Origin of the sequence: Arthrobacter sp. SLBN-112, assembly GCF_006715225.1 — a bacterium.
Lineage (GTDB): Bacteria > Actinomycetota > Actinomycetes > Actinomycetales > Micrococcaceae > Arthrobacter.
In genome coordinates this window covers 2,834,745-2,851,311 of the sequence record NZ_VFMU01000001.1, presented here as the reverse complement: position 1 = coordinate 2,851,311, position 16,567 = coordinate 2,834,745, and the positions used below count along the sequence as shown (strand labels likewise).

Sequence of the window (16,567 nt, the reverse complement as noted above, 5' to 3'; positions counted from 1 at the left end):
ACTGCCCGAGAATGGACGGCGGGGAGAGCGTTACATCGTCCTCAGAGACACATCCACGACTGGCGGCGTTCGGCTTATCACTTGTCGCACGCGACCACGGTCACGGTCACGGTCAGCGTCACAGCGTACGGCAACGGGCAGAAGCTCGCCGTCTGGGAGAACCGCTACCCGCTCGCCGGCGAAGCTGGCTGCGGCCGCGTAGCTAAAACTGGTGCGGCGCCGACCAAGGAAACATCGCGCATCGTGATCATTCCTCCGCCCTACAGGAACTTCACTACCGGCGGTGACACCCTCAGCACTCCGGACGCCAATAACGGGGAGGTCAGGGCTGCACTTCAGGCGGCCGTCGCAGCGGAGGCCTTTTCAGCTGGTGGCAAGCCGACAGTGCTTTACTCCGACCTGTACGCATTCCTGAAGGCGAGGATTACCGGGGGTACTGACCCCGACTTCAGCACGGTTGCTTACGATCAGACCAAGTCCTGGCACTACACACAGAACAACCAGCACTACTCCGCTTACGGTCACGCATTGGAAGGGCAGAAAGTCACAGCCGACATGGTGAGCGCCTGGCCCGAACTACCCGTCGGATAAATCCGGTTATGCACTACCTCTCGTGGTGCCCCCTCCCCACGGACTGGATAGGGTAGCCCTAACCGGGCTTAGAAGCCTTGATGGATACATTGGCGCGGCGGAGACTTGGGCAATGAGCGACGCCAGAGAATATCCCATCGAGTTCTGGTGGACCATCGGGACCGGCGTCCTCGGTTGCGCCATCGGCTTCTTCGCCAGACAGCGGACCCTCCCCTGCAGGTACAGCTACGACCCGACGTTCTTCAACTACCGCTGGCTTGTACTGCCTAACGCTTCCCCCTAAATGAAGTTGCCCCCCGAAGATTACAGTCCCAAAGCAGTATCGGCGCAGGCTGCATCTGCGAAGATGCAACTTGCCCAAGTTTGTTTGTACCCGCCAGTAACCTCTTCGAGGCGACTACCGCACCCTCCCCCGGTGAACGGAGACGCTAGGAAGCCCCGAGCCGCCCCCATGGCCTCGGGATCTTCTGCTGTTTGCTAGCTGGCGAAGAAGCTCGGGAAGGAGGCAAATTCGTCCTTGGGAACGAAAAACTCGTACTTGTCCGGGCCAGCTGGACCGGCCACGTCGAACTTCATCAGGTAGCCCGGCTGGCTGCCATCGACGAGTTGGTAGCCCATCGATTGGTACCGCGGAGGCAGGTTGTCCGCCATCAGGATGGTGAAGCCGGTTCCCGCCCCTGGGATACCGTTCGCATCGTCAACACCCATCGAACCGCCGAGCATCCACTGCTCGCCCTGCTGGATGGCGGCGCCATGCTGGTCGCACACTGGAATATCCAGGCCGCCTTCGGGCGGTCCCAATTTGAAGGTCGTCGTGGCGTTCTGGTTGCACTTCATTACTTGGCAAGGTGACATAGACCAAAGAATAGCGCGGACCTGTGGGCCTCTTTGACGACCAGACGAAGTTCGTGCTGCACGGCGCCGAGCATGAGTATGCGGATCCGAGGCCAGCGTTGGCGCCGGAGAGCGTGCGCAGGTTCGTCTACGGCCGCGACCGAAAGGTCATCGCCCAAGTCCCACTTAAGAGCGGTGGCACGGTCGAAGTGCTGGCTACGCGACGCACTATAACCAGGAATGGGTCAGTATCGTGTGGACCGATGACACTTTCCAGCACCTCAGCTGTTGGGTTCCGGGGCCGACGGCATGCGCCCGCGGGAAGAGCCCGCGTGGCGGGGACGCTACGTCCAGTTCTGACGGGCATGTGCAGCTGTTACGCGCCGTGGGCGACAAATGTCTGACGCTTCGGGCAAGATGGAGTCATGATGAGTCAAGTGGTGCTGAGCCCGTCTGTAGACGGTGGCACTGCGCTGCGCATCAGTGAAGTCGAGACCGGGCGAGCTGCGCGTGATCTTGGAGGTGAGGAGCTCCAGTTGGGAAGCCAGGATCTAATTCGATTTGCCATCTACGCAACGGCCCACTCGTTCTCCGTAGCGTCGTTCATGATCGCTGACACACGCCTCACCCTGCTGGAACCAAATGACCAAGAATCCTTATCCGCCGAGATGGTCAACATCCTAAGAACCTATGGGGGCGAGGAACTTGAAGCAGCTATGGGGGACGATTTCAACGGGCTATATGTGGTCGGCGTAGAGCTCCTTTCGACGACCACAGGCATGCGCATGAGTGTGCGTCGTCGAGGCTACGTCGAGACGTCGATAGTTGATGAGGCAGAGCAGCTCCTTGCGTCCGCCTGGCGGGAGCTCCACCTGTCTTGAAAAACCCATTTTTCGGCGTCCTCAGCGAGGCCGCCAAAGTAGCCGTTGCTGTCTGGGTGGTGCTGTGGGCGGAACCGTTTCTTGAATCCAGCATGCCGTCTATTGATGCTGGCTGGCGTTACCTCCTTTCCGCAATCTTCACGGCCGTTGTACTAGAGGTACTGCTGCAAATCGTCTTTGGTTGGCCGCGTGTTGATGTGCAATGGGGGGTCAAGGGAGAGGACGCGCCGATAGCTAACGCCCTCGTAGCCAGGGTTACCAAACGCAAGCCTGACTCCCAGGTGTTCTCTCTTCGCATATCAGCACCCTCCGGCGGCTGGTTGGGGTACCAGATCCTGAAGCTTTGGATGCTTATCGGCGTCAAGCTACAGATCCGCATAGAGCGCGCATCCGTTGTACCCTCGGTCGAGAATTCGCCCAAGGTCAACGGGCTACCCACCGTCAAGTCTGACGACGAGTCAAAGGGTTTCTGCATCGATCTCGGAAGGGCACCTCGTCGTCCAGGGCAATGGCACTGGGCTGAAGTAAGTTGGCGGGACGAGGCCACTCCTAATGGTATCGAGATAAACATCGACTACGTCCTCCACCATAAGAACGCAATCCTTCGAAGCCTTCTGTTCATCTTCGTCCGAAAATCATCAAATGCCCGCCATTTCCAAGTAGTAGGAACGTAACATGCCGACAATGAGCCAAGAGGCCGTAAAGGTACAGCCCATGTACTCGCGATCTGCAATGACCCTCGAGGAAATACGCCAGGCGATGTCAGAATGTCCACCCAACCATGAAAACCTCACCGGCGGCTGGGCCAGCATCAACGACTTTCAGTCCAATTTAGGTCTCGTTGGCGTTGCGCCACCCCCCTCCACGCCGGTCATCCATCCCGCAACGGACACTTTGCCTGAAATGCTGAAGGCACGTTTCTACTACTGGGCGATGCCGCCCGCCGGGATGAGCGCCCACCCCAACTACAATCCTCAATCCAGTAGACGGCTCGCTGCTATCGACGTAATGATCACGCAGGTCGACAGTAGCCACATCGGTATGCTGTTCTCGACCCGAACGCAACAAGTACTGCGGAAGCGTGACGGAGTGGTAGCTTCCCTGCAGACGATCCTGTAAAGCGCAGATGGGAAGATCACCATCGAGCGCAACAGGTCGCACATGGAGCTTCAGGACACCGACATCTTCCTTTGGCTCACCGTGCAGCGGCGCGATAAGCCGCAGATCGCACCAGATCTGCGGCTCGACAAAGTCTCGGGAATAAGCGGGCGGGATGCCTCTTTCAGGACCGCGGACCTACGAGCCGGCGTCGACTTTGACCGCCCGAACTTTCTGACCGCGGTAGCAGAAGCAGATACCTTGGGGCCTATCGACATCTCGTTTGTCCAGCACGTCGGACAAGAGAACAACTCCATCCACGCGAAAGTGCACGTCGATGGAGGATTCGAGATCCGCAAGAACGACCTACACTTCCCACAAATCCTTGACGGAGAACAGATGATGGTCGAGGCGAGTCTACTTCTTGCCTACTCGCTAATACCCCGCATCAACGCCCTCTACATCGCCGATGCTGTCAACTGGGAGAATCGGCGCTTAGAGGTAATCGAGGAAGCAATGAAAGACCTCGAAGAGCGCTATCGGTCGGCCCGTGATGCCCTCACGGAACGCCTCGTCGGATCGCCTCGCTAATTGGCTACGAGGCGATCTAGGAGAAGGTGGTCTAGCCATGGACGTTCCGTCCGGATCCTATGCCACAGCCCAGGACATGGCGGCGAAGTACCGAATTGGGGTGGACACGGTTCGCCGTAAAGTTCAGACGGGCGAATGGCCATGTGACAGGATCGGCCGGCACTACCGCTTCTCCCCCACCCAGCAAGACGAAATTGCGCAGGTCATAGCGGGCGCGAGGATCAGCGGATACGACAAAGACCGAATTGCCGTTGCCCTCCGCAAACTATCTGGCTAAGGCGACCGCCTGTTCGAACCTGATCTCGACGGGATAATCTTCAGGTGGTTCTCACCCCTTGTACGCCGGCTGTGTCGCGTCGAGGAAGTCCTTTTTGAGTCGGTAGTAGTCGGCGTAGAGAGGATCCCCCTGTGCCTTAACGGCCGCTAGGGCTTCTCGAGTCACTGGCGGGTAGAGGCCGCCAAAGCCTCTGAAATACACGCCGGACAGCTCCTCCATCTTTTTCACAACTGCATCGGACTTGACGGCAACCTCTGTCGGGCCGACGATCGCCACCACGGCAGCTGCGGTCTGCAGCTTCACGTTGATGTCGCCCAAGGTGTCAATCCGGCTTTGTCCCTCTGCTTGCGTTGGTATGTCCTGCCGTGGTTCGAAGAGCTGGGAAGCATTGCGCTCAGCGCGGAGCAGATCCTCCGTGGCGCCAACGAAGGTGGAATAAGCGTTGGCTCTCTGAGTCTTCTGGAATTGCTCGTTGGCGAGTTCACGCTGCCCGCTGTTCGTGTACCCTGTCACGATAATTCCCCCGAACAATGTCATGGCGGCCGTGACGACAGCGACTTTGAGAGTTTCCTTGAAGGACAATTTCCCATCAGCTCCAGTCACACCCCGCACCCCCTCCGTTGGGCCCATTGGCTCCCAAATGCTGTGTTGTCCCCAAGTATCGGCGCTCTCCTCGTAGTCGACAACCCCGGTCGTTCTCGCTGCTCGTGGGAAGGGAACAGCGCCCCTCCCTCGGAGGAAGGCTAGGATTCGGGCCATGAACGATGACCTTGGCTCGATCGACAAGTCCAAGCTGGCCTACAACCTCTATGAGGCAGCCGAAGCCACCGGCTACAGCACAAGCACCCTTCGAATCGCCATACGCCGCAACGATCTCATCGCCGGTACGCCAACACCAAGCTGGTCATTTTGGCAGAAGAACTCCTGGACTGGCTCACGTCTCTCCCGACTGAGCCGAAGGGGGACACCCGCCGTTTAGCCAACTCGGAGACTCCCCTGCGGACTGGCGAGGACCGCCGGAAGTACGTCAAAGATCCGAAGGGGCCGCGAAAGCAATGTTCTTGGAAGCGGATCATTCTGCACGACGACGGCGACGTCCAGGGTCTTGTGGCTTGGATTCCGGACCGTGGTGATGAGGCGGGTCCATGGTCGGACGAGCCGGAAGTGGATCCCTTCGCATGACCCAAAAGATCGGCTACACGCTTGAAGAAGCCGGCGAAAAGACCGGGTGTTCCAGCCACGCCCTTAAGTCGGCCATCGCATCTGGTGGTCTTCGCGCCCGGTACGCGGGTGAAGAGGTGGTCATCCGGCACGAGGACCTGGTCGAGTGGATCTACCAGCTTCCAACAGAAATGGAGGCTGAGGCTACTGCGGTTCAAGAGGCCGCAAGGCCGGGGCGGCGCACGACAACCGGCACAGCCGAACTATCTCCGGCCCAAGCCTCAACTGACTGGTTTACCACCGAAGACCTTGCTGCAGCTTGGCAATTGTCGTCAGGGACTCTATCCGACCGGCGCGCGCTCAAGAAAGGGCCTGAGTTCGTGCGCCTGGGCGGCATCGTTCGCTATCACCGCGACGCCGCAACCGCATGGCCGACGAAACAGTTATTGCGTGACGGCGCCTGACGAGGCTGCTCACCCAGCGCTTACCCACCGGAAACAACGAAGCGAACCTTTCCTTGAGGGCGTGAAGGCCAATGTAAGCCCAGGCTGGCTCTGCTAATCTTTCCTCGTGTGACACAAGACACGCTGTGCGGTTCTACTCCGACCCCTGAACGCTGGTAATCTTTATTCATAAACACCGGCCCCGCTGATAGAGAACCTCTATCAAGGGTCGGTTTTCTTTTTAGGGGGCCCTGTGACCCTATACACCAGTCCGCATCTGACCTTCGATCAGCAGATAGCCCTGATGCAAGCCAGGGGCCTTGACTGCTCGAGCTGCGACGGGGAGGGCGCCCTCTCTCGCATCGGCTACTACCGGCTCTCGACGTACACCCATCCATTCCGGGAGTTGTTACCTCAAGGAGCTCCGAAGGAATCGCCAGTTCACTACCGGACAGCCACATTCCGCCCTGGATACAAGTTAACTGAGGCGCTTGCCCTCTACGACTTTGACCATGATCTCCGCACGCTCTGCGCTCAAGGCCTAAAAATTATCGAAGTCGGACTGCGTGTACGAGTGGGCTACGTGCTGGGGGAACGGGACCCATTCGGACACCTTAATCGCGATTCCTTGGACGAAGAGCAGTGTAAGAAGCCAGCCCATGATGAGAGGGGTGACAGCTTCGACTACTGGTCGAGGCGCTACAGGGAACTTCAACAAAAAGCTAAGACCGATGATTTTTTTCGTCACTACATGTCCAAGTACGGGGGACGCTTCCCGATTTGGGTCGCAGTAGAAGCACTCGATTTCGGCGCCCTCAACAGGCTGTACGGCCTCATGGAACGCAGCGATCAGAACGACGTTGCACGTCACTGGAATGTTCAAGAAGGACGAAGGCTACATAGATGGCTCTTGACCCTAGGTAATGTCCGAAATCACTGCGCTCACCACGCACGGCTGTGGAATCGGAATATTACCCAAGAAATCGGGGTCTTCAATCCTGCGATTGTAAAGCCAGAACTCGCTCACATTGCATCCCAAGGGCACCGCAAAAAGCTCTACTTATCGCTTGCAATCATTGCCTACATCGCTCCTCAGATTGATCCCAGGACCGACTGGCCTCAGGCCCTGAAGGCCAAAATGGAGCAGTTCCCAAGGATCCGCGGCCTCTCGCCAGAGAGAGACATGGGGTTCCCTAGTAACTGGCGCGATGAAGCACTGTGGCAGCCGCGGCCAGCCGAGGATCTGTTATCTGGCCAGAAGTACGCAAGGGGTCCGCAACCAGTTATTTTTGCCCAATCACTACCAACCGAGGAAGCCCCGGAATCCCGCTGATTTAAAAGCTATGCAACAGGGGCCAAATCAGCATTGTTTAGTTCGATCTCTACTGCGGCGTCTAGTCCGCGGCCTGCCCTGCAGGACAGCTGAACAGCAGAAGGCGGCCACCGGTGATGAACCGGTGGCCGCCTTCTGCGTTTGTCCGGGCCTTAAAGCCGCGGATGGAGACCATAAGGTGGGGGCCCGCCTCCAGACGTGCTGAGACCGGGAACCGGACCCCCTGACGAATGCCCCCCGAGACGAAGACTGTCCAGCCTTCCCCCCAACAAGGTTGGAGAACACCGCCAATCCACATGATCGGGCAAACGCTTGCTAAGCGCAATGCCGGTCCGGCGCGTTACGCAGGCGCCTCTGCGGAGAAGCTGCGGAACATGGTCCGTTGCGGCCCGGACGTTCCGCCCAGGTACGGCCCGTAGTCGATGAAGCCGGCGCGGCGGTAGGCGGACAGGCCCGCAGGGTTTTCCTGGTTGACGGACAGTACGACGCCGGACTCGCCGCTTTGGTGCCGGGCGGTCAGCTTGCGCGCTGCCTCCACAGCGGCGGCAGCCGCGAGCGTGCCCAGGCCCTTGCCCTGGTGCCGCCGGTCGATGAGGAACCCGCGCAGGAGCCACGCGGAGTGATCGTCAGGCCAGCCGGCGAGCCCCGCGGCACCGGACTGCAGGGTCAACAGGCCAACGGCGCTGCCTTCCGCCTCGACCACGTATGGCCGTCGTGATTCCTCCGCCAGCCCGGTAAGGGCCATCCGCAACGGCTCGCCCACGAAACGGTCCTGGCCCGGCACCAGCAGCATGTTTGCGATGGCGTCCAGCTGAATTGCCAGGGCGTCGGAGTCCAGGTCCTCCAATTGGATGAGCCAGACCCACGGCTGGGGTTCAGTGCCCATAGAAGACGCGCTCGAAGACTGCCCGGGCCCGCCGGCTCACCCTGAGGTAATCCTCCTCCAGCGCGGCGGCGTGTCCGGGCTCGTAGCCGCACCAGCGGGCCACGGCCTCAAGGTCGCGGCGCGAGGACGGCAGGAGGTCGGAGGCCTTGCCGTTCCAGATGACGTTGGCGGACCGGATGCGGCTGGCCAGCCGCCAGGCCTCGGCGAGGAGTGCCGCGTCAGCGCCCTCCAACAGGCCGAGTTCCGCTGCGGCTGAGAGGGCTTCCAGGGTGGACGTGGTCCGGAGCTCCGGATGCTTTCCGGCATGCTGGAGCTGCAGGAGCTGCACCAGCCACTCAACGTCGCTGAGGCCGCCGCGCCCCAGCTTGAGGTGGCGTGCGGGGTCGGCGCCGCGCGGCAGCCGCTCGGATTCCACCCTCGCCTTGATCCGCCTGATTTCGCGGACGTCCTGCTCGGAGACGGACTCCGGGTACCGGATGGGATCGATGAGCTTGACGAAGTCAGCGGCCAGGGCGTCGTCGCCGGCCATGGGGCGTGCCCGCAGCAGGGCCTGCGCTTCCCAGATCAGGGACCAGCGGCGGTAGTACTCGGCGAAGGAGTCGAGGGAGCGCACCATGGCCCCGTTCTTGCCCTCCGGCCGGAGGTCCGCGTCCATTTGGAGGACGCGCTCAGCCATGATGGCCGGCTTCAGCGGCTGGGTGAGCAGGTTGGAAATTTTCGCCACGATGCGCGCGGCCTGTTCCTGCGCCTCCGCCTCGGAGAAGCCTGGAAGTGCACGATGGACGTACATGACATCTGCGTCGGAGCCGTAACCGATCTCGCGGCCGCCCTGGCGGCCCATGGCCACCACCAGGACGGTGGTCTTGAGTGGCCCGCCGGCGGAGACTCTTCCTTCCGCCACCCGCAGGGCGCCCAGGACGGCGGCGCGGTCCGTATCGGCCAACGCCGTGCCCACCTGTTCCTGGTCCAGGAGGCCGGCCGAATCTGCGATGGCGATGCGCAGGATTTCGCGGCGCCGGATCAGCCGGATCAGGCGCATGGCGCTCTCCGGGTCCGCGTGCCGGGACATCTTGGCAGTGATTTCCTGCCACTGGGCCTCGAAGCCCACGGGCACCAGGTCCTTGTCCTGCCCCAGCCACGCCACAGACTCCGGCGAGACTTCCAGGAGGTCTGCGATGAGGCGGGAGTTGGACAGCATGTGGCAGAGGCGTTCCGCGGCCGCGTTAGAGTCACGGAGCAGGCCCAGGTACCAGTGCGTGGTGCCCAGGGCCTCGCTGACGCGGCGGAAGGCAAGGAGGCCGGCGTCGGGGTCCACGCCCTCCGCGAGCCAGTCCAGCAGGATGGGCAGGAGCTGGCGCTGCAGGGCGGCGCGGCGGCTGACCCCGCCAGTGAGCGCCTCAATGTGGCGCATTGCCCCTTGGGGGTCCCGGTATCCGAGGGCCGCCAGCCGCCCCTGCGCCGCCTCGGGCGTCAGTTTGGCGTCCTCGCTGGTGAGCTTTGCAGCGGTGTTCAGCAGCGGCCGGTAGAAGATGCGCTCGTGCAGTTCGCGGACGGAGCGTTTGGTGCGCTGCCATGCTGACAGCAGGGAGTCCGGGCTGGGGCGCTCGTTGGAGAAGGGTCCCAGCACGGCTTTGGCCAGTGAGCGCAGCGCCGGCTCCGCCACCGGCATCAGGTGGGTGCGGCGAAGCTGGAACAGCTGGATCCTGTGTTCCAGCAGCCGGAGGTAGCGGTAGGCGTTGTCAAAAGCGGCAGCGTCGGAACGGCCAATGTAACCTCCGGCCGACAGCGCGGCGATCGCGGAGGTGGTGTCCCGCCGTCGTAATGACTCGTCCGCCTTGCCGTGCACCAGCTGGAGCAGCTGGACGGTGAACTCGACGTCGCGCAGCCCCCCGCGCCCCAGCTTGATCTGGCGCTGCTCCTCGGCGGCCGGGATGTGCTCGGTCACCCGGCGGCGCATCGCCTGGACGGACTCAACAAAGCCCTCGCGCCCGGCCGAGCTCCAGATCAATGGCGCCACGGCTTCCTCGTAAGCGCGGCCCAGTGCGGCGTCACCCGCAATGCAACGGGCCTTGAGGAGAGCCTGGAATTCCCAGCTCTCCGCCCACCTGGCGTAGTACGTCTCGTGGGAGGCGAGCGTGCGGACCAGTGGTCCCGACTTGCCCTCGGGCCGCAGGTTCGCATCCACCTCCCAGAGCCCCGGTTCCCTGGCAACCGATGAAATGGCCCGCGAGATGCCACTCGCCAGGGCCGTGCCGATGGTATTGGCGTGGGCGTCCTCCAAGCTGCCCGGGTCCACCACGTAGATGACGTCGACGTCGGAGATGTAGTTCAGCTCCCGGGCTCCGCACTTGCCCATGCCGATCACGGCAAGGCCGACTTCGGCGACGTCGGCAGCGCTGTGCTGCTCGGCGGCTTCAGCCCTGGAAACGGCGAGGGCGGCCTCGATGGCGGCGGCGGCAAGGTCCGCGAGTTCACCGCCCACGGAGGGCAGGAAGTCCAGCGGATCCGCGGCGCACAGGTCCTTGACGGCGAGATCGACCAGTCCGCGCCGGTAGGCGGTGCGCAGGGCTGCGTAGGCGTCCACGCCGGTAACGGCGGCAACGGGACGGGCGGCGCGGGGGTCGGCGCCCACGGACTGCAGGAGCGTGGCGCGCAACCGGCCCGGGTCGGCGGGCAGCGGCTCTGGACTGGCCCGGATCTCGAAGGCTTCCAGGTGCTCGGGGTGCCGGATCAGGAACTCCCCCAGAGCCTCTGAAGCGCCCAGGACGCGGTACATCGGTTCACTGGCCTCAGGCTCGGCAGCCGCCAGCTCCCGCAGCTGCGGGTGCTTTTCGATCAACCGGACCAGGGACTGCAGTGCCGTGTCCGGGCTGGCCGCAAGGTGCAGCCCGGCAAAGAGCCTGTCCTGGTCCAGCCCCTCGAGTTCGCGCGCGGCAAGGAACCGTTCGCCCTTTTCCAGGTCGCTGAATCCGGCCGCGATGAGGCGGCGTGCCAGGCTCACGCCGGGCACCTAGAGGATGCCGAGGTTGCGCTGCAGCTCGTAGGGCGTCACCTGCAGCCGGTAGTCCTGCCATTCAGCGCGCTTGTTGCGCAGGAAGTGCTCGTAGACCTGTTCGCCCAGGATCTGCGGCATGAGCTCCGAGTCCTCCATGGAGCGGATGGCGTCATGCAGGCTGGCTGGCAGGGGGTCGTGGCCCATGGCGCGGCGCTCAGCCGAGCTCAGCGACCAGACGTCGTCCTCAGCGGCTGCCGGCAGCTCGTAACCTTCCTCGATGCCCTTCAGCCCGGCACCGAGCAGGACGGCATAGGCCAGGTAGGGGTTGGCAGCGGAGTCGATGCCGCGGTACTCGATGCGCGCGGACTGGCCCTTGCCCGGCTTGTACAGGGGCACGCGGACCAGGGCGGAGCGGTTGTTGTGGCCCCAGCTCAGGTAGCTGGGTGCCTCGCCGCCGCCCCACAGGCGCTTGTAGGAGTTGACGAACTGGTTGGTCACAGCCGTGAACTCGGGGGCGTGCTTGAGGATGCCGGCAATGAACTGCCGGGCCGTCGTGGACAGCTGGAACTCCGCACCTGCCTCGAAGAAGGCGTTGCTGTCGCCTTCGAACAGGGAGAAGTGCGTGTGCATGCCGGATCCGGGGTGGTCGGTGAAGGGCTTGGGCATGAACGTGGCATACGTGCCCTGCTGCAGCGCCACCTCCTTGATGACGGTGCGGAACGTCATGATGTTGTCGGCCGTCTGCAGCGCGTCCGCGTAGCGGAGGTCGATCTCGTTCTGCCCGGGGCCTGCCTCGTGGTGGCTGAACTCCACGGAAATGCCCACGGACTCCAGCATGGTGACCGCCGTGCGGCGGAAGTCCTGCGCCACGCCGCCCGGAACATGGTCGAAGTAGCCGCCCTCATCGACCGGCACCGGTGCGCCGTCCGGACCGGGCTCGTGCGACTTGAGGAGGTAGAACTCGATCTCAGGGTGGGTGTAGCAGGTGAAGCCCATGTCCGCGGCCTTGGCGAGGGTCCGCTTCAGCACGTTGCGCGGATCGGCCGCGGAAGGCTCGCCATCAGGGGTGAGGATGTCGCAGAACATCCGCGAGGTCTGTTCGGTCTCACCGCGCCACGGCAGGATCTGGAAGGTGGCAGGATCGGGCTGGGCCAGCATATCCGATTCAAAGACGCGGGCCAGTCCTTCGATGGAGGAACCGTCGAAGCCAAGGCCTTCCTCGAATGCTCCCTCGACTTCCGCCGGCGCCAAGGCCACGGACTTCAGCGAACCCACGACGTCGGTGAACCACAGGCGCACGAAACGTACGTCCCGCTCTTCGATTGTGCGCAGGACAAATTCTTGCTGGCGGTCCATGATGGCCTCTTCTCCGGTCAACGTTCATGCTCCGGGGCCCGCGCAAAGGGGAAAGCCGGCAGCAGTTCATCAACACTGTACTAATCATTCGGCGCCGATGCTTGAGCCCGGGCCCTGCGTAACACAGCATTAACCTGGCAGGCAGCCCATGCCGCCCCCGGCCGCGGTATCCACCGCGCCGTGGCACGCGTCCGCGCCTGCCGCTATGACGCTAATCACCTTTGTCCCGCCTTGCCCGCGGTAGCTAGTACGGCGGATGGCGCACTACGCTCATCCCATGGCCTCCAGCAACAGCTCCGACTCCAGCGCGTCCGCAGAAGTACCCGCCCCGTACGGCAGCGGCCCCGGCACACCGGCTGCGGCCCCGGTTCCGGTTCCGGCCGAACGGAAGCCGGCAAAGGTCCGCATCCACCACCTGCAGCAGGCCAAGCGCGATGGCACCAAGTTCGCCATGCTCACCGCCTACGAGCAGTACACGGCCGAGATTTTCGACGCTGCCGGCATCGAGGTGCTCCTGGTGGGCGATTCGGCCTCGAACAACGTCTTTGGCAACGAGACCAGCCTTCCGGTGACCGTGGACGAACTGCTCCCCCTGTGCCGGGCCGTCGCCAGGTCCGCCAAGCGCGCACTGGTGGTGGCGGATCTTCCCTTCGGCAGCTACGAGGTCAGCGCGGAACAGGCCGTGGGCGCCGGTGTCCGCTTCCTGAAGGAAGGGCTGGCCCACGCCGTGAAGATCGAGGGCGGGAAGTACTATGCGCCGACCGTCCGGGCGATGGTGCAGGCAGGCATCCCGGTCATGGCGCACATCGGCTTCACCCCCCAAAGCGAACACGCCCTGGGCGGTTACCGCGTCCAGGGCCGCGGCGGCGACGCCCAGCGGTTGATTGACGACGCCGTTGCGCTGGCGGACGCCGGAGCGTTCTGCGTGCTGATGGAAATGGTGCCTGCGGAGACGGCGGCGGCCGTTGACGCGGCCGTCAGCGTCCCCACGGTGGGCATAGGCGCCGGCAAGGCGACCACCGGCCAGGTCCTTGTCTGGCAGGACATGGCAGGTTTGCGGGGCGGCCGGATGGCCAAGTTCGTCAAGCAGTACGCGGACCTGCGGGGCACCTTGCTCGACGCCGCCACGGCTTATGGTGAGGACGTCAGGTCCGGCCAGTTCCCCGGCCAGGAACACACGTTCTAACTTTTTACTTCGCCCCAACGGCCAAGCGGAACCGGCACACTGACACAAATGCCTGCGACCTCCGCGTCCGGGCGGTACTCCGGAAGCGGACGTCAAGGTGAGGCCGCCCGCGGCCGAGGCAGTCCGCGGAGGAGTGCCGCCCGGACGCCCTGCGCACCTACCGTTCAGTCGTCGTCGTCCTGCTTTTCCCAGGCCTCGTTGCGCGCCTTGACCTTCTCCAGGGCATGTTCGGCTTCCGCCCGGGTCTTGTAAGGCCCAATGAGCTGGCTCCAGTCCGACAGCCGGTCCTCTTCCACCTCGTGGGTCTTGATGTTGAACCAGTACTCAGTCATCGTTGCTCCTCGTTCCGGCGACGGGGAAAACCGGGTGATCCACGTAACACAAACCTTTACGCGTGTCCTCCGCCGCTTGTCGGTTGTTAGGCGTTCTGTGGTGCCTTATATGATCAATCTATGCCTTCCCTTGCCTCGACTGCACCCATTGGCACCCTCACCCCGGGTACCGTGAGTCCGCAGCGTCCCGTCCCGGCGTCCATCCCCCGTCCGGAGTACGTGGGCAAGCCCGCGCCTGCAAAATTCACCGGTTCCGAGGTCAAGTCCGCGGAGACCATCGAGAAGATCCGGATCGCCGGAAAGATCGCGGCGCAGGCCATTGTCGAGGTGGGCAAGCACCTCCAGCCGGGCGTCACCACCGACGAGCTGGACAGGGTGGGCCACGAGTTCCTGCTGGACCACCATGCCTACCCATCCACGCTCGGCTACCGCGGATTCCCCAAGTCGCTGTGCTCCTCATTGAACGAGGTCATCTGCCATGGCATCCCGGACAGCACCGTGGTCCAGGACGGCGACATCCTGAACATCGACATCACGGCCTACATCAACGGCGTGCACGGAGACACCAACTACACCTTCCTGGTGGGGGACGTGGACGAGGAATCCCGGCTGTTGGTGGAGCGTACCCGGGAGTCGCTGAACCGGGCCATCAAGGCGGTGGCACCGGGACGGGAAATCAACGTCATTGGACGGGCCATCCAGTCCTATGCCAAGCGGTTCGGGTACGGCGTGGTGCGTGACTTCACGGGCCACGGCGTTGGTGAAGCGTTCCACACGGGGCTCATCATTCCGCACTACGATGCCGCCCCTGCGTACAACACGGTCATTGAGGCCGGCATGGTGTTCACCATCGAACCGATGCTCACCCTCGGCACTGTGGAGTGGGACATGTGGAGCGACGACTGGACGGTGGTCACCCGGGACCACCGGCGCACCGCCCAGTTCGAACACACCCTGCTGGTCACCGAGACCGGCGCCGAGATCCTCACCCTCCCGTAGCCCGTCCCATGCCCGCACCGGGCATGCTGCCGGTGCAGACCGGACACCTGTTACCGGCCGCCGAAAGCGGCCCATTTTCCTGCCCGCCCCTGTCACGAACGGAATCCCATTGGCCAAGAAGGACGAAAAACCGCACAAGAACGCACCGCTGATCGGTATCGACATCGGTGGTACGGGGATCAAGGGCGGCATTGTCGACCTGAAGAAAGGCAAGCTCCTGGGTGACCGCTTCCGCGTGCCCACCCCCCAGCCGGCCACGCCTGAGGCCGTCGCCGAGGCCGTGGCCCTGGTGGTGGCCGAGCTCTCGGCACGCCCCGAGGCACCGGAAGCCGGCTCCCCCGTGGGTGTGACCTTCCCGGGGATCATCCAGCACGGCGTGGTCCACTCGGCCGCCAACGTGGACAAGAGCTGGCTGGACACCGACATCGACGCCCTCCTCACCGCAAAACTGGGCCGCCCCGTGGAGGTCATCAACGACGCCGACGCGGCCGGCCTTGCCGAGGCCCGCTACGGTGCCGGCGCCGGCGTCTCCGGGACCGTCCTGGTCATCACCCTCGGCACCGGCATCGGTTCCGCCTTCATCTTCGACGGCAAGCTGGTTCCCAACGCTGAACTGGGCCACCTGGAGATTGACGGTTTCGACGCCGAATCGAAGGCATCGGCCGTAGCACGGGAACGGGACGGACTGTCCTGGGACGAGTACAGCGTGCTGCTGCAGCGCTACTTCTCCCACGTGGAGTTCCTGTTCTCGCCGGAACTGTTCATCGTGGGCGGCGGCATCTCCAAGCGCGCGGACGAGTACCTGCCCAACCTCAAGCTGCGCACCCCGATTGTCCCGGCCGTCCTGCGCAATGAGGCAGGGATTGTGGGCGCTGCACTGGAAATCGCCCTGAAGCACAAGCTGGCCAAGTAGACAGTGGTGCCGGTGGCGGCTGCGGCTTCCCCTCCGCTGCCGCCACCGGAGTCTAGAGGGGGCTCTTCTCGGAGCTCTTGGCGCTGGGGGCCCCGCCCTTGGCGTCTTCTTCGGCCTCGTGGCGGAGCAGGGCGATGGCAGTTTCAAAATCCTCAAGGGACTCGAACGCCTGGTACACGCTGGCAAAGCGCAGGTACGCCACCTTGTCGAGCTTCTGCAGCGGTCCGAGGATCACCAGGCCCACCTCGTGGGCATCGATTTCGGCTGCGCCGGAGGACCGGATCTGTTCTTCCACTTCCTGGGCCAGCATGGCGAGGTCGTCCTCGCTCACCGGCCGGCCCTGGCAGGCCTTGCGCACCCCGTTGATGACCTTGCTGCGGCTGAAGGGCTCGCCCACGCCGGACCGCTTGATGACGGAGAGGCTGGTGGTTTCAACCGTAGTGAACCGGCGGCCGCATTCAGGGCACTGCCGGCGCCGGCGGATGGCTGAACCGTCATCCGCCATGCGGCTGTCCACCACGCGGGAATCGGGGTTGCGGCAGAACGGACAGTACATGGCGTTCCCCCTTTTCGCTTGTGGTGTGCAACGCTGTTGGAAGCCATCAGCACCGCCGGGGGGCAATGCTGTGGCGCCTCCCAGTTTACGGGCACATCTGGGGTAATAACAATCCTGTAATTACTACATGTAGTG

Annotated in this window: 19 protein-coding genes; 12 read left to right on the top strand and 7 right to left on the bottom strand. The window is 63.3% G+C overall.

Going from position 1 to position 16,567, the window contains the following annotated elements; all coding sequences use genetic code 11:
- Positions 1-81 precede the first annotated feature (81 nt).
- A complete protein-coding gene (locus FBY33_RS20710) occupies positions 82-591 on the top strand; it encodes a hypothetical protein (RefSeq protein WP_235010560.1) in 510 nt (169 codons plus the stop codon).
- A gap of 112 nt (positions 592-703) precedes the next feature.
- Entirely contained in the window at positions 704-874 is a 171-nt protein-coding gene (locus FBY33_RS20355; RefSeq protein ID WP_160141955.1) for a hypothetical protein, read from the top strand.
- 194 nt (positions 875-1,068) lie between these two features.
- Here the strand turns inward: FBY33_RS20355 and FBY33_RS13185 are convergent, their stop codons facing one another.
- On the bottom strand, positions 1,069-1,359 hold the full coding sequence (locus tag FBY33_RS13185; RefSeq protein ID WP_235010559.1) for a hypothetical protein: 291 nt from the start codon (positions 1,357-1,359) through the stop codon (positions 1,069-1,071).
- Between the two features lie 491 nt (positions 1,360-1,850).
- Here FBY33_RS13185 and FBY33_RS13180 point away from each other — a divergent pair, with 491 nt between their 5' ends.
- From FBY33_RS13180 to FBY33_RS13165, 4 genes are read left to right on the top strand one after another with little or no spacing between them, the layout of a single operon-like run.
- The gene (locus FBY33_RS13180) at positions 1,851-2,306 is read left to right on the top strand and encodes a hypothetical protein (RefSeq protein ID WP_142030957.1); all 456 of its coding nucleotides are present in this window, start codon (positions 1,851-1,853) and stop codon (positions 2,304-2,306) included.
- Entirely contained in the window at positions 2,303-2,980 is a 678-nt protein-coding gene (locus FBY33_RS13175; RefSeq protein WP_142030956.1) for a hypothetical protein, read from the top strand. Before FBY33_RS13180 ends, FBY33_RS13175 begins: the two co-directional genes overlap by 4 nt.
- Before the next feature lie 10 nt (positions 2,981-2,990).
- Positions 2,991-3,425: a hypothetical protein gene (locus FBY33_RS13170; RefSeq protein WP_160141954.1), complete on the top strand. Its 435-nt coding sequence runs from the start codon at positions 2,991-2,993 to the stop codon at positions 3,423-3,425.
- Positions 3,426-3,467: 42 nt separating this feature from the next.
- Positions 3,468-3,995 (top strand): hypothetical protein, encoded by a 528-nt coding sequence (locus FBY33_RS13165; RefSeq protein WP_142030954.1) that lies wholly within the window; start codon positions 3,468-3,470, stop codon positions 3,993-3,995.
- 328 nt (positions 3,996-4,323) lie between these two features.
- Here FBY33_RS13165 and FBY33_RS13160 read toward each other — a convergent pair whose 3' ends face one another.
- The gene (locus FBY33_RS13160) at positions 4,324-5,031 is read right to left on the bottom strand and encodes a hypothetical protein (protein WP_142030953.1); all 708 of its coding nucleotides are present in this window, start codon (positions 5,029-5,031) and stop codon (positions 4,324-4,326) included.
- On the opposite strand from FBY33_RS13160, the gene FBY33_RS13155 reads away from it, so the two are divergent.
- The 3 genes from FBY33_RS13155 to FBY33_RS13145 all read left to right on the top strand — a co-directional run bounded on the left by FBY33_RS13155 (position 5,030) and on the right by FBY33_RS13145 (position 7,209).
- Positions 5,030-5,251 carry a hypothetical protein gene (locus tag FBY33_RS13155; protein WP_142030952.1) on the top strand — a complete coding sequence of 74 codons (222 nt, stop codon included), beginning with the start codon at positions 5,030-5,032 and terminating at the stop codon, positions 5,249-5,251. The genes FBY33_RS13160 and FBY33_RS13155 overlap by 2 nt on opposite strands.
- Positions 5,252-5,450: 199 nt before the next feature.
- The gene (locus FBY33_RS13150) at positions 5,451-5,897 is read left to right on the top strand and encodes a helix-turn-helix domain-containing protein (RefSeq protein ID WP_142030951.1); all 447 of its coding nucleotides are present in this window, start codon (positions 5,451-5,453) and stop codon (positions 5,895-5,897) included.
- A gap of 232 nt (positions 5,898-6,129) precedes the next feature.
- Positions 6,130-7,209 (top strand): Abi family protein, encoded by a 1,080-nt coding sequence (locus FBY33_RS13145; RefSeq protein ID WP_142030950.1) that lies wholly within the window; start codon positions 6,130-6,132, stop codon positions 7,207-7,209.
- Positions 7,210-7,549: 340 nt separating this feature from the next.
- Here the strand turns inward: FBY33_RS13145 and FBY33_RS13140 are convergent, their stop codons facing one another.
- From FBY33_RS13140 to glnA, 3 genes are read right to left on the bottom strand one after another with little or no spacing between them, the layout of a single operon-like run.
- Complete coding sequence (locus tag FBY33_RS13140; RefSeq protein ID WP_142030949.1) at positions 7,550-8,095, bottom strand: GNAT family N-acetyltransferase; 546 nt, start codon at positions 8,093-8,095, stop codon at positions 7,550-7,552.
- Positions 8,085-11,096 (bottom strand): bifunctional [glutamine synthetase] adenylyltransferase/[glutamine synthetase]-adenylyl-L-tyrosine phosphorylase, encoded by a 3,012-nt coding sequence (locus FBY33_RS13135; protein ID WP_142030948.1) that lies wholly within the window; start codon positions 11,094-11,096, stop codon positions 8,085-8,087. The genes FBY33_RS13140 and FBY33_RS13135 overlap by 11 nt, the downstream gene beginning before the upstream one ends.
- Positions 11,097-11,105: 9 nt before the next feature.
- Positions 11,106-12,446 carry a type I glutamate--ammonia ligase gene (gene glnA / locus FBY33_RS13130; RefSeq protein WP_056331789.1) on the bottom strand — a complete coding sequence of 447 codons (1,341 nt, stop codon included), beginning with the start codon at positions 12,444-12,446 and terminating at the stop codon, positions 11,106-11,108.
- Between the two features lie 277 nt (positions 12,447-12,723).
- Between glnA and panB the strand changes: the two genes are divergently transcribed.
- Complete coding sequence (gene panB / locus FBY33_RS13125; protein WP_142030947.1) at positions 12,724-13,632, top strand: 3-methyl-2-oxobutanoate hydroxymethyltransferase; 909 nt, start codon at positions 12,724-12,726, stop codon at positions 13,630-13,632.
- A 164-nt stretch (positions 13,633-13,796) separates the two neighbouring features.
- On the opposite strand, the gene FBY33_RS13120 is transcribed toward panB, so the two are convergent.
- Entirely contained in the window at positions 13,797-13,964 is a 168-nt protein-coding gene (locus tag FBY33_RS13120) for an SPOR domain-containing protein (protein ID WP_142030946.1), read from the bottom strand.
- 120 nt (positions 13,965-14,084) lie between these two features.
- On the opposite strand from FBY33_RS13120, the gene map reads away from it, so the two are divergent.
- Positions 14,085-14,963, top strand: coding sequence for a type I methionyl aminopeptidase (gene map, locus FBY33_RS13115; protein WP_142030945.1), 879 nt, complete (start codon positions 14,085-14,087; stop codon positions 14,961-14,963).
- A 109-nt stretch (positions 14,964-15,072) separates the two neighbouring features.
- Positions 15,073-15,876, top strand: a complete 804-nt coding sequence (gene ppgK / locus FBY33_RS13110) for a polyphosphate--glucose phosphotransferase (RefSeq protein ID WP_142030944.1) — start codon at positions 15,073-15,075, stop codon at positions 15,874-15,876.
- A gap of 52 nt (positions 15,877-15,928) precedes the next feature.
- Here ppgK and nrdR read toward each other — a convergent pair whose 3' ends face one another.
- The gene (gene nrdR / locus FBY33_RS13105; protein WP_142030943.1) at positions 15,929-16,432 is read right to left on the bottom strand and encodes a transcriptional regulator NrdR; all 504 of its coding nucleotides are present in this window, start codon (positions 16,430-16,432) and stop codon (positions 15,929-15,931) included.
- Positions 16,433-16,567 lie beyond the last annotated feature (135 nt).